Origin of the sequence: Acidovorax sp. Leaf73 (assembly GCF_916855635.1) — a bacterium.
GTDB classification, from domain to species: domain Bacteria; phylum Pseudomonadota; class Gammaproteobacteria; order Burkholderiales; family Burkholderiaceae_C; genus Acidovorax; species Acidovorax facilis.
The window spans coordinates 526232-539503 of sequence record NZ_CAKASI010000005.1 but is presented as its reverse complement, the minus strand read 5'-3'; the positions used below and the strand labels follow the sequence as shown (position 1 = coordinate 539503).

General features: G+C 60.1%; 10 protein-coding genes. 7 read left to right on the top strand and 3 right to left on the bottom strand.

Annotated elements, in window-relative coordinates; genetic code table 11:
- Window positions 1–702 precede the first annotated feature (702 nt).
- The 3 genes from LPA35_RS26200 to LPA35_RS19200 all read right to left on the bottom strand — a co-directional run bounded on the left by LPA35_RS26200 (window position 703) and on the right by LPA35_RS19200 (window position 2888).
- Window positions 703–915: a helix-turn-helix transcriptional regulator gene (locus tag LPA35_RS26200; RefSeq protein WP_370641474.1), complete on the bottom strand. Its 213-nt coding sequence runs from the start codon at window positions 913–915 to the stop codon at window positions 703–705.
- A 367-nt stretch (window positions 916–1282) separates the two neighbouring features.
- On the bottom strand, window positions 1283–2623 hold the full coding sequence (locus LPA35_RS19205; RefSeq protein ID WP_228898256.1) for a type II toxin-antitoxin system HipA family toxin: 1341 nt from the start codon (window positions 2621–2623) through the stop codon (window positions 1283–1285).
- Window position 2624: 1 nt separating this feature from the next.
- A complete protein-coding gene (locus tag LPA35_RS19200) occupies window positions 2625–2888 on the bottom strand; it encodes a helix-turn-helix domain-containing protein (RefSeq protein WP_228898254.1) in 264 nt (87 codons plus the stop codon).
- 313 nt (window positions 2889–3201) lie between these two features.
- Here LPA35_RS19200 and LPA35_RS19195 point away from each other — a divergent pair, with 313 nt between their 5' ends.
- From LPA35_RS19195 to LPA35_RS19165, 7 genes are all read left to right on the top strand, one after another.
- Complete coding sequence (locus LPA35_RS19195; RefSeq protein ID WP_228898253.1) at window positions 3202–4338, top strand: hypothetical protein; 1137 nt, start codon at window positions 3202–3204, stop codon at window positions 4336–4338.
- Window positions 4339–4343: 5 nt separating this feature from the next.
- Window positions 4344–5156, top strand: coding sequence for a GSU2403 family nucleotidyltransferase fold protein (locus LPA35_RS19190; RefSeq protein ID WP_228898250.1), 813 nt, complete (start codon window positions 4344–4346; stop codon window positions 5154–5156).
- A gap of 488 nt (window positions 5157–5644) precedes the next feature.
- Window positions 5645–6502, top strand: a complete 858-nt coding sequence (locus tag LPA35_RS19185; RefSeq protein WP_228898248.1) for a WYL domain-containing protein — start codon at window positions 5645–5647, stop codon at window positions 6500–6502.
- Window positions 6484–7950, top strand: coding sequence for a Wadjet anti-phage system protein JetA family protein (locus tag LPA35_RS19180; RefSeq protein ID WP_228898247.1), 1467 nt, complete (start codon window positions 6484–6486; stop codon window positions 7948–7950). The genes LPA35_RS19185 and LPA35_RS19180 overlap by 19 nt, the downstream gene beginning before the upstream one ends.
- Entirely contained in the window at window positions 7947–8639 is a 693-nt protein-coding gene (locus tag LPA35_RS19175) for a DUF4194 domain-containing protein (protein WP_228898245.1), read from the top strand. Before LPA35_RS19180 ends, LPA35_RS19175 begins: the two co-directional genes overlap by 4 nt.
- Window positions 8626–12078, top strand: a complete 3453-nt coding sequence (locus tag LPA35_RS19170) for an SbcC/MukB-like Walker B domain-containing protein (RefSeq protein ID WP_228898243.1) — start codon at window positions 8626–8628, stop codon at window positions 12076–12078. Before LPA35_RS19175 ends, LPA35_RS19170 begins: the two co-directional genes overlap by 14 nt.
- The gene (locus tag LPA35_RS19165; protein WP_228898242.1) at window positions 12075–13256 is read left to right on the top strand and encodes a Wadjet anti-phage system protein JetD domain-containing protein; all 1182 of its coding nucleotides are present in this window, start codon (window positions 12075–12077) and stop codon (window positions 13254–13256) included. Before LPA35_RS19170 ends, LPA35_RS19165 begins: the two co-directional genes overlap by 4 nt.
- Window positions 13257–13272 lie beyond the last annotated feature (16 nt).

The following is a 13272-nucleotide window of genomic DNA, read 5'->3' as shown; positions in this document are numbered from 1 at the left end:
CGGCCCATCGCACACCAATCGGAACCGGACTTAGGATGCACCTACCGTCAAATCTGGCGGTTCGCCCCTCCCCTGTGCGAGTGATGCAATGATTTAGCCCGCCTCGTGCGGGCTATTTTTTTCGAACCTCGCGGCTCTTGCCGCAGGCAAACAGCCCCTGCCGACCAATCTATCGCACCCAATTGCCAATATTTCCCAGGACATCGATGGTCAGCACACCAACCCCTGGGAGGCAAACAAGGATCTTTCGGTGCAGCAGTTTCTGGAAAGAGTCTTGGAATGCAAGGATGCAATAGCCCCCGAAGGAAACGCGGGAACAACTAGGCGCAGTCGGTGATTTTTCAGGTTTGTTCCCCCATCCGTTCCCCGGTTTAGCTGCGGCTACCAGCGAACTACAGCGCATGTCCATGCACCGTAAGTACCTGTTTTACCAATGAAAAAGGGCGTTCGCTGGAAATCAGCGAACGCCCTTGGACGTTATGGTGGTGGGCTGGCGTCAATTGAATGAAAGCTGTAAACCCGCATAGAAGCTGGATTTCACTTTTTATTTTTTTGAGTTGTTCCCCCGTTTGTTCCCCCACCTTGTTCACCATAAGTTGCCGCGTGAAAAACTCTGGATGGAGACGGCCCCGTGACCGATCAATTTGGGCAACCTAAGATGCCATCGCCACATCGTCAGCGAGCTCTACATTGCCCCATCGGCTACAGACCATCCACACGCTGCGCTATCCAGTTTCGTACCGCCTTGGCTGACCATGAGGTCGCACGCTCCCCGATCTTGATGGAACCCGGAAACTGCCCTCGCGCCATTTGGTCGTAAAGGGCCGAGCGGCACATCCCCGTCAAGCGCAGCACCTCTGGCAACCGCAGCAGGCGGTCTTCAACGCCTCCATCTTCCAAAGGCGGCCTTCGCATCGACTCACCACTCTCCAGCAGCGACAACGCCTGCCTCATCAACTGGGCAGCACGGTCGGTGATTTCTCTATCGACAGCCTCCCGTTGGTTCCCGCGGTCCTTGCGATTCTGTGCGGCTGGTCTCATATGGCTCCCTTTCCGATCCTGCGACACCTGTCGCCGATTCCGTAGAGTGCCAGGGACATCCGACCCATTCCATCCATGCAAGCGCAGCCCAGCGCACCAGGGCAAATACTTCTATGGCTGTTCATCCGGTGGGATTTCTCCGTGATCCCGAAGCGTGGCAACTCCAGCTCCCACACCCATTCGGATGCAAAATCTATTGAGACACCACATCCACGCGCGCTTGCCCCCCCTCTTCTACCGCTTACGGCGGCATCCCATCGAGTGTTCGGGCCGCCTTCTCAAGCCCGCCCAGGATGGCGTCAAGAACACGCGGTGAGAAGTCCTGTGGCAATTCGGCTTGCACCTCGGCGATGGCCGCAGGAGTCCGGGCAAGGATTTCTTCGATGATCGGCTCGGCGGTCGAGGCATAGCCGACCTTCTGCACGGTGCTATTGAAGTGCCTTCGCTGGATACCTTGCATCTCGTAGTGCCGGTTCTTGCCGAGCAAGGCCATCGCCAACTTGATTTCATGTGGCGACCACTGGTTCGGAGCGTTGCCCAACACCGGATAGACCGACATGACGTCGTACAGCGGGGCCAACTGGAAACGCCCACGTGGCAGAAGCTGGATGCTGAAATTCTTGGCATGGCCATCGGGTGCTCGCAGCAACCAGAACAACACCTGAGCCGCCATCAGCGTTTTCATGTCGGCTTCGGCATTCACCGATTGCCGCAGCGTGCCAAACAACGCCTTGAGCCCTGGGCCGCCGTCGTTCTCATATTTGCGCAATGGCGAGCAGCCCTCGACCTGGCAAAAGTCTTCCTGCGGCAGACGCATGAACCACTGCCCATTGGGTGCGATGCGCCTATCGAATCGCTCCACCACCAGCACGCGCTGTCCGCCAAAGGTCGCTATGCGAGCATCGGCCACCGGCAAGCCATAGGCCTGCAGCAGCCGCAAGCACAGCCATTCGTTATCGACGGACGTGCTGAAATCCGCCTGCCGCCCGCCCATCAGGCCGAGCGGGAGCTTGAAGATGTGGCTTGTCGGCGTGGCGCCACGCGGCACGAGCCATTGCCCACCCCACCACAGGAAGGCCGTCTTCTCCTGCGCACCGGCCAGCGAGATGCGGAAGTCCGCATCCGGGTCTCGTCCCGCAGCAAAGGCCTGCGGAGAAACGGTTTCGATCAGGTGCCGCTCGATAGCTTCCTCCGACAGGGGCTCGCCCTCGATCCGATCGAAACCGGTGGGCACCTCATCTTCATCCAGGATCTGGACGGCGCCCACGCAATCGCGCCCGATGGCCTTCAGCAACTCAAACGGCTCGGTCGAACCCGTCCTGAATCGCTCGGCCACACGGCGACGGATCACGTCACTGTCCGGAAGCAGGTTGTCGAAGTAGTTGGCGACCTTTTCCCCCTTGGCCGGCAGGTTCTGCAGGTTGAACGGCAGGGACAACGACAGCGGCCGGCCGATATCGGCAGCAAGCCAATCCGCGTCGTACTGCAACACCATCTCCCCGCGAGCGGGAATCGTCCACCGGCCCACGCGGACACCGTTGGTCCAGATAGACAGGCTGCGGCTGTGCGATCGACGTCCCATGTCACCAATCCGTGGTCGGCGCCGCCGATACCGCCGCGCTACCCCGGTTCCCAACGGCCAGTTCCAGGCCCAGCGCGGCACACCATGCAAGGAGTTGCTCCACGCTCAGCTCATGGGCGTTGAGTTCCAAATGAGAGACCCGTGACTGACTCAGGCCGATACGGCTGGCCAACGCCGACTGGGTCAACCCCTGCGCCTTACGCGCGGCCTGCAGCATCGACCCCAGTTGGCCGGCAGTGACCAGCGAATGTGATGTCGACGCCATGGTTGATACCTGGAATTCAGATAAACGCAAAATATCTCAAAAACAGATATTAGTCAAATACCTGAAAGTCAACTAATTCTGGTAAGCACAATGCGCTTCAAGGTGCGCTGATGCAACCTGATGGATGCTCATCACTCGATGGTGCCCAAGCCATGCTTGATCAAAAATGATCAGCGAACTGCCCGGTGCATTTTTTGCACTGACGAGAAAACCAGCCCCGATGAGCTGATCAGCACAATTAGCTGATGAATAACATGGCCACGGTTGACAACATGGACATGTTAAATAAAATGGCCATGTTAAGAACCACCATATGCGCGCACCCCTTTCACCCAACAAGCACGTGCATGCAGAGCAGTACGTGGCCAACTTCTTCCGGTCCAACGGTTGGTCTGTGGAGATGCAGCAAGAAGACTCGCTCAGCGCCGACTTGCTCATTCGGCACGGAAAGCACCGATTCATCGTCGAAATCAAGGCACTATCCGAAGGTCGCCCAGACCGCGTGCTGCCGGTTCTCTCTATGGCGATTCTCCAAGCCAAAGCTGCAGCCGAGCAGTCCGGCAATGCCCTACCCCTCGCAATCATCTTCGTGCCGGAAGCATCTCTGTCTTTGGCTAAGCATGTGGAGGTGTTTGCGCAGAAGTTCGCCAAAGATGTGCCTGTCGGCGTGATCTCGGGACGCGGCGAACAGTATTTCAGTGGTGAAGCATTCCAACAGCTGAACCGATTGCCAGAGGAGCCCAGCCGCTCCTCAACCGGCCGTCCATCACAGGCCATCAACCTGTTCTCGGACCTCAACCAGTGGATGCTGAAACTTCTCCTGGCGTGGGAATTGCCAAACGGCTTGCTGAACGCCCCCAAAAGGCAGTTCAAGAACGGCTCCGACCTGGCCGAAGCTGCGCAGGTGTCCGCCATGAGCGCTTCCCGATTCCTGCAGCAACTGCGCAGCGAAGGATATCTGAGCGACTCATCGCCTAATCTGAAGCTCGTTCGTCGCGAAGAGCTCTTCCGCCGTTGGGGCGCCGCCGCGATGCGCGCGCGTCCGGAGATGCCATGCCGCTTTCTTCTACGAGCCCCTGCTGCTCAGCAAATTCGAGGCTTGCTAAGCCACCATTCCCAAAGCGCTTGTCTGGGACTTTTTTCCGCTGCCGATGAGCTGGGCATCGGGCACGTCAGCGGTGTGCCTCCGTATATCTATGTTCCCAAGCTGCCCAAAGTGGGGGCATCGGACTGGCCAGGGTTGATGGCGTATCCATCTGATCGATCAGACTTGATCTTGCGGCAGGCATCTTTTCCGCAATCCACCTTCAGGGGAGCCGTCAATCACGACGGAATCCTGGTCACGGACATCCTCCAAGTATGGTTGGACGTGATGAACCACCCAACAAGAGGATCTGAACAAGCTGGTCTGATCTACAAGAAATATCTCCTGCCACTCGTCGGCAACTGACTCTGATGAACGATCTAGAAGCTTTCGCGAAACTGGTTCAGGCCCTGGCAGCCTGGCGCCAGCAGCTGATCTTCATCGGCGGTTGGGGCCATCGTCTCCACCGACTGGATCCAAGGGCCAACCGGCCTGACTATCAGCCTGTGTTCACTCGTCACACGGACCTCGCCTTTGCAAATAGGGAGCCGATTGAGGGAGACATCAAGCAATCGCTCCTGCAGCATGGCTTCCAGGAAGAGTTGAGTGGCGACCATCGACCACCTGCGGCCCATTACACGCTTGGCGACGAGGCCGGCGGCTTCTATGCCGAGTTCCTGACACCTTTGACGGGAAGCGGCCGTAAACGAAGCGGAGACGCGGATGCAACCATGACAAAGGCTGGGATCTCGGCTCAGAAGATCCGCCACCTGGACGTCCTTCTGGTCGATCCCTGGATCATTAGTCTGGGACAACAAGAGGGCGTTCCGCTGCCGGAACGAATTGATGTCCAGGTAGCCCACCCCTTGTGCTTCATGGTCCAGAAGTTCCTGATTCAGCAATATCGACCGGCGAACAAACGAGCCCAGGACGTGCTGTACATCTACGACACGATCGAACTCTTCGGTGCACTGTTGGACGAATTCAATGTGCACTGGAAGGCGCGAGTTGCCCCGGCGCTTGGTGGTCTGGCCGATGGCGTGCGAAAGATCAGCACGCAGACATTCGCTGAAGTCAACGACATGATCCGCGACGCCGCACGTATTCCTGCTGATCGCGACCTACCCCCTGAACAAATCCAGGCAACGTGCAGCTACGCCTTCGAGCGCATGTTGCGATCGTAGATTGTTCAATGCACGCACCGTCCCAACGCGAGCACGGCCGCGCAAACCATCAACTGAACGTGTTCAGCAATGGTTAGGACAAGGCCTCTGGGTGTTGCTCTTGGGCCATGTGCGTCGGCCATCCGTGCAGGGAAAAACAAGCTGACGACTGGTGTTCAATTGACAGCGTGAGTTCGGTGGTGAATCGACCGGCGATTCAGTGGCGGATGAAGGACTGCAATCACTGCGAAGTTGAGTCCGGGCCGCGTGCCCCCGGTGACCTTACGGCCCTGAGCATCAACCGCCTCGTTCACCTGTCTTTCGAGGATGACAGGGTTGACGGCTGCAGCACATCCTCGGTATCCACTCAACATAGACCAGCCTGGCCACGCGTCGAAAAGTATCCCTTCTACCCAGAGCGAGTGGCGGAAGCCATTCCGGTAGCACACCATCTTTAGATGGTATATATTTCTACATGATATATTTTTATACATCATGAAACCGACCTGATGAGCCTAGCCAATCTTTTCGAGAAAAACCGCTACAAGGTCATGCGTCGCATGGCTCTATGGGAAGGGCGGCTGAGCCGAGGTCGACTCATGGATGTCCTCGGACTGAGCGGCATTCGAGTGAGTCAGCTTCTTCGAGAAGTTCGAGAAGAAACCCCTGACTGGTTTGAGTGGGATAGTAAAAGCAAATCCTACTTTGTCACCCCTGGTGCCTACAAGAAGGCACAGGCCGACCTCAAGGCTGGCACATCAGACCTCACCCTGGCTGCCTACCTTGCAGAAGCTGACATCCATGCTGACCTCGCCCCAGGTGCTGGACCCGTCACCGTTGCTCCGTGGGGCTTCTCCCAGGTCAACCCCAATACCTTCTCCCGCATCCGCCTGGCAATCGAGCAAGGCACGCGCCTGAGCCTGGACTACCGGTCCATGCGCACACCTGAGCCACACTCGCGCACCGTAGAGCCGCACAGCCTGGTGCTGGCCGGTCGGCGCTGGCACATGCGTGGCTACTGCCTGGAGACCGGTGACTTCCGGGACTTCGTGCTGGGGCGTATCGCGAAGCTTTCCATGCTGGACCAAAAGGCCGAATCCACAGTCGCAGAAGACACAAAGTGGAACGCTGTGGTGAAGGTGCGCATCCAGGCGCACCCCAAGCTGACACCTGGCCAGCAGGACCTGGTCCGCAGCGAGTATTTCGAGGGGACTGCGGCGCGCGTGCACAGCTGCCGCGGCGCCCTGTTGCCCTACCTGGTCCAAGAACTGCGGCTGGCCCTGGACGTGGCCAAGGAATTGCCGCCTGAGTACCAACTGGCGGTGGAGAACGTCGCGGAGGTGCGCAAATGGCTGTTCCCAGCGTAACCCCCGCCTCCATGGCGCTGTTCCAGCGCATTCCGGAGCGCCTCTTCGGGCCCCTAGCCTCGCAAAACCGCCACGGCTACTGGGCACTTCTGTGCCACCTGCACCGCCGGCGTTTCGGCCCCGACGCGCCACTGCCGCCCAGCTACGGTTTCCTGCAGCGCGATGTCATCCAGGAAATCGAGGACCACCTCAAATACGCCGACGAATGGCAACCCGAGTCTGGCGATCAGCCCGACACGCCACTGAACATCCGTGCCATTGGCATCTTCAATCGCCTGGTCGATGCAGGATGGTTCCGCTTGGAGAGGTATGGCATTGAGAAGACCGTCAACATGGCGCCGGCCGTGGGCCAGTTGCTGACCCAGCTGATCAACTTTGCGGAGACGGGCCCGGTGTTCGTTTCCGGCAAGATCCGCGCGATAGATGCTGCCGTGGCCCAGGTGCACAAGGGCGAAGCCAGTGGCGACCTGCTGCGCGAGGCGGCCGAGCAATGCCGCAACCTATTGGTCTACATCCGCAACACCAGCACCAATGTGCGCGACCTGATGGCCGCCATCGGCGCCGAGCCCACCACCGCCCAGTACGTGCGGTCCTTCTTCACCTCCTACGTCCAGGAGGTCTTCATTGGGGACTACCAGGAACTGCGTACCCGGGAGCACCCCTTGTCCAAGCGCCAGCAGATCCTGGACGCCATCACCGAAATCGACACGCAGCCCGAGCAGCGCAGCCGCTTGCTGGACTGGTATGTGAACCGACTCTCCAGTGGGGATGACAAGAAGGGCCAGGCCGCATTCCAGCGGGACCTACAGCGCCTGTACGAGCTGGACCGGATCGAGGAGTACCTGGAGCGACTGGACGAAGAGATCCGGGTCGCCAACCGGCGCGCGCTGGCCTTCCTGGAATACAAGCTGCGCGCGATCCGCCCCATCGACAACCTGCTGCGGCAGACCATGGACCGGTTGATTGCCAATCCCGACATCGATGTCGCCCCCGTGTTCCCGCCGGATACCCTGATGGGCGGTGCCCGTCTGGCCCAGCCACGCAAGGAGGTGCCGCGGCTGGCGCCCACACCTTTGCGCCAAGTGATCATCTCCGACCGCACGCGCGCGATCGGCAACCTGGTGCGCCGCGCCCAGGAGCGCCGATCCATCACGCCCATGAAACTGCGCGCCTATGCCGAAAAAGTGCTGCAGGAAACGGCCGCTGCCGGCAGCGACGCCCTGCCTTGCGGGTCCATTGAGGACTTGCGAGCCTTTCAGGTCCTGACCAGCGTGGCCATGGCCACCAACTCGCGGATCCCTAGGCTGGAGATGGAAGGCCGGGCATCGGCCCCAGGCATGGAGCTGCGCTACACCAGCGACGAAGCCGCCGAGCACCCGTACTTGAGCGGCAAGCCATTCACACTGAGTTGGCGTAAGCGCCAGACCAAGAACAGGGAGACCAAATGAGCAACCCACGGGACTGGGAAGATCTGGCCAGCAGGCTAGATGGTGTCTATACCGTCGAAGACTTCGAGACCGCCGCCTACCGACTGGTGGCTGAGCAGGTGATTTACCACTCCGACCGCAGCAGCCGGGTGACGTATGGAATCCTGGACCTCTACGAGCGCGAGTTCTCCAAAGTGCTGGCGCCGCTGGGTGTGTCACTGTCGATCAACCGGCAGCTGCGCTATGTCACCGCCCTCCCGCGGCACGCCAAGGCAGCTACCGCGACCGTGGCTCAGACACTGTTTGCCTTGGTGCTGCGCGGCTTGTACGACGAAGGCGTGCGCGCCGGCGGACTTACCGAAGACGGCGAGGTCCTGTGCGACTACATCGAGCTGCAAGAGAAGTTCCACCTTATGACCGGGCGTGACCTGCCCACCCGCGGCGAGCTCGACACACTGCTGCGCTCTGCCAAGCGTTGGGGCATCGCTCGGCGTCTGGAAGACGATGATAGCGGCCACCTGACGCCCCTGCAGGAGCAGTCAGCCGGCGGTGTGGCCATCCGCCCGGCCATCGTCGACGTGCTGGGTGAGACGGCCTTGATTCGGCTGGCGCAGTGGGGAGTAGCCAAGGATGAGGCGCATATGGAGGGGGCTGCTGGCGAGCCAGTGGTGATCGAAGACAACCAGGGAATGAACAATGAAACGGCTTGAGAGCGTCAAACTGGTGCAGTTCCTGTTGTACGAGCAGCAGGAATTCCGTCTAGAAGAAATCACTGGTCTATTCGGCCGCAACGGCAGCGGCAAGAGCTCGGCGCTCGATGCGGTGCAGATCGCCATGATGGGCGCCAACAAGAATCAGATGCACTTCAATGCACAAGCCGACAACAAATCGCACCAGCAAAGCCGCACCCTGCGTTCTTATTGCCTTGGCCAGTACGGAGACACCATTGAACAGTGCGCGCGGCCGCAGGCCACCACTTACATCACACTGGTCTGGCGGGACACCGAGACCAATGAGCCGGTCTCCTTGGGTGTGTGCATTGAGGCTTCGCTGAGCAACGAGGCGGAGAAGGTGTTGGGCCGCTATGTCATTCGCGGCGTAGAGCTCAGCATGTCAGAGCACCTGCAGACGGTGGACGGTGCCACCATGCCCCTGCCCTGGAGCAGTTTCCGCCATCGGTTGCTGGAGCAATCCAAGGTCACTGGTGAAGAACCGCTGTTTGACGATGGCGCCAGCTACGTCAAGCAAGTGCTGTTTATGCTGCGTGGCAAGGCTGGCCCTGCGTCCTACGACGCGTTTGCGCGCGCCTTCCGCTTCGCACTGCGCATGAGCTTCTCCAAGTCGGTGGATCAGATTGTTCGCAATGATGTGCTGGAGGACCGCCCCACCAACATCGCCAGATTCAAGCAGCTGGTGGAGACCTTCAAGCGGATCAACCTATTGGTCGAGGGCGTCGAGCTCAAAATCAAGCAAGGCCAGGAGGTCAGTAAGAACTTTGAAGCTGCACTGGCCGAGGCGCGCAAATCCGCCACGTGGACGGGACTACAGGCCTCCGCGGCGTACGAGCTCAGCAACGCGGCCCACGAAATGCTGACGGGGCAAAAGTTTGACCAAGAGGGCGTGTTCGAAGAATGCACCAAGGCCAGCACTAAAGCCGATCAGGTGCTGGAGGCCTGGACCCGCGAAGTGGCTCAACTGTCAGGCCTGCAGCAAGCCCATGCGGACCATGCCGAGAACGCGGGCGCTCAGCAGGATCTGGCGCAGGCGCAGATAAAAACCGCCCGCCAGGAACAAGAGCTGAAGGCGGAACTGCGTAGCTTCCGACAGCTGCTCCAAAACGCCAGTTCCAACGACTTGCTGGCCCAGTGGCAACCCGCGCTTGCGCAGGCCGCACAGCAGCTTGGTGCGTTCTCATGGGAGCAGAACCAAGTCGACCAGGATGCGCTGGGCCAGATCATCCGGGACCTTGGAGAAACGCTAAAGGCCGCTGGTGCACACCTGACTGAGGAGCACGACGTCATCAAGGAGCAGCTACGGATCGCCAAAGAGCGTCTCAATACCATCGGCCTGGGCATGGAGCGCGCCAATACCAACCGCGCGCAGGTCAGTACCCCGACGGCTTTACTGATGCATGAGTTCGCGGACCACGGATTGCACCCCACCCCCGTCTGTGACCTGGTGAAGGTGACCGATCCCAAATGGCAGCCAGCGATCGAAGCTTATCTGGCCAAGAACGTGGAGGCCATTCTGCTGCGGGACTCGCAGGAGGAGGAAAGAGCCTTTGGCATCTACCAGTCCTTGCAGGGCAAACGCAGTATCTACGGCGTCAAGATCGTGCGCTCCGACCGAGCCCGGCCTGGGCAGGGCCAGCCGGCCGCCGACACGGCGGCCAGCCTGATACAGGGCAGCAACCAGGTGGCCGTGGCCTACCTACGTGGCAAGCTGGGCAACCTCAAACGCGCGAATTCCGCCCAAGAGGCGCTGCGGGGCGAGCGGACCCTGACCCTGGACGGCATGCTGGTGGGGCCCGGAGACTTTGAGCGGCTACGCCTGGTGCCAGAGGCGGACCTGCAGATCGGCGCCGGCGCCAAAGGCCAGGTCGACGGACTCAGGGCCGAATCCCGCAAACTGAACCAACAGGTTGCTGACCTTCAAGGGCGCCAGGGCGACATTGATCGGATCCGCCTGGCGGTGCAAAGCTTGTCGTCCCCTGAGACCCTGCGCCTCCTACTTGGATCTGCCCGCCAGCTGGGCGAAGCGCTCACCGAGAGAGAACTCGCAGAGAAACGTATCGCTGGAAGCACCAGTGCCGAGTACCAGGCCCTGTCCGCCAAACTACGGGAACTGCAGGCGCGCAAGCCTCAGCTGGACACAGATTCCCGCAAAGCCCGTGATGCCGTTGTGCGGGCCGAGACAGAACTGGAGAGATTGACCAGGGAATGCGGAGCCAAGCTGCAGGAGCTCCAGGGCAAGCGCACGGTGCACGAAACCTGCCGCAGCCATGCCGACTATGACCCGGAATATGCTTCCGATCGCTGGGACGCGCTGCTGGAGCAATATGGCGACGACTACCAAGCCATGGCCAACCAGTGCGAAACCCAGTCCAGACGCTGTAACACCGCCATGACGCGGCATCTGGGCCCGGCCCAAACGCTGCTTGGGACCTTCCTCACGGAGCACCGCGAAGCTATCAGCGATGAGGTGACGTCCGACTGGCGCAAAGCCAAGGAATGGATGGAGCAGCAAGTCAGCAGGCTGCAGAACACGGAGCTACCCCAGTACAAGGCCCAGGCGCAGGAAGCTTACCTTGCCTCGCAGAACACCTTCCGCCAGGACGTGGCATTGGCCCTCCACGCCAACCTCAAGTACCAGACCACAACCTTCAAGCGCTTGAATGCTGCGCTAAAAGCCTCCCCCGCCTTCACCAATGGGGAGCGGTACCAGTTCCAGGCCAAGGTGCGCCCAGACCTAATGCCACTGAAGAAGTTCATCGAGAACATCGCCGACTTCGGCGCCGACGGCAGTCTGTTTGGAGATGCCGGAGAAATCCCCACCCAGTTCGCGGAACTGCTGCGCGAGAAAACCACCACCGGCAATGCCGCGGTCAAGAGCCCGCTCGATGACTACCGGGAGTTCTTCGAGTTCGATATCGAGATTGAGACCGACGACCCGGTCACGGGTGTCACCAAGACCATCGGGCACCTGAGCAAGCGCATTGGCCCCGGCTCCGGTGGCGAGCACCGCGCGCCGCTGTACGTGATCGCCGGCGCGGCGCTGTCCTCCGCCTACCGCATGGATGAGAACAACCAGGATGGTTTGCGGCTCATCCTGCTGGACGAAGCCTTTGACAAGATGGATACGCCCAACATCGTGGCCACCATGCGCTATCTCGAAAAGCTCGGTCTGCAGGTGCTGCTGGCAAGTCCAGGGGAGAACCTGCCCACGCTGACTGCATTCCTGCACCGCTACTTCGAAATCATGAAAGACGAAACCCGCCATGTGATCCACGTGGAGGAGCGCCGGGTTAGCGAAGCCATGCGGGAGCAGTTCCGAGAGGATATGTGGGAGTACCACCCTGAGCTTCTGGCAACTGAGCTGTTGGCCGTCCGCCAGGAGTCCATTGCACAACCTGCTGATGCCACCCCATGAGTGCGGGCACCATCGCCGATGACCTGTTGGCCAAACTGTTGGATGCCGGCGACAAGCACGCTGCCGGAGCCCGTGCGCGCGCACCCGCGCTGACAGCCATGCACCTGAAGCCTTACAGGGAACTGCGGAGCTGGCATCAAAAGCAGGAATGTGATGAGACCTTCCTGGCAGCGCGCGACGCCGGCGCCGTGACGTTGCAGCGTGACAAGCTGAATCCGAAGGATGGATTGATTGAGCGCATTGACCTAGTGGACGTCCAGGCACTGGCTCGGTTCCTGGGGCGCAGCACCTATGCGGACCAATTGTCAAAGACCATTGGGCAGCTGGAGCCGCTGAAAGCAGAGTTCCCAGTGATTTTGGACGTAATTGGACTCTGGGCTGGCATGGCAAAGATACGCGGCTTGGGCCCGCAGGACGCGGGCGCTTGGATCGATGCGGCCAAGACAGTTCGGGCCTGCGCTGCACGTAGCCAGGATGCTATTGCCGCCCCGGTGCGTGAATTCAGTGCTCGCCTGTTTCTAGACAGCAAGCGGATTGAGGCACTCACACCGCAACTTGACATCCTGCTGAGTGGCAGCGTTGAGGACAGCCCAAGGGCGGCGGCCCAGGTTTGGCAGGAACTGGGCCTGTTCCGGGAAGAGCATCCCGTACTACTGGCTGGGCACGTGCACATCGCACGGGATCGCTCAACCGGCTTGATTGACGCGCCCTACATGGGACTACCGGCAGCAACCATTCTGGGAGCACGCAGTTTGGTCACTGAGGTCATCACCATCGAGAACAAGACCACGTTTCACAGTGAGGCCAAACGCCGGCAAGACGACAAGGTACTTCTGATCTATACGGCGGGCATGCCTTCTCCAGCTTGGCGAGCTATGTACGGGCGTCTTCTGGAGAGCCTGCCGCTGACCACTCCGATCTATCACTGGGGTGACGTTGATGAGGGAGGTTTTCGAATCGCTTCGACGATCGCAGCTACAGCCAGAGGTATGGGTTTTTCCCTGCAGCCGTATGGAATGTCGCCGGAGGATGTGCCATTGGAAATGCGGGTCAAAGCCTCAGCACGGACCTTGGAGCGCATTCACCACTTCGCGTGTGCGGCAGGATGGCACGAATTAGGGCAGGCAATGCGTGAGGCCGGGTTCGTTGCAGAACAGGAGGCTCTCGAACGGGAGTAAAAGATGGCGCGACGTG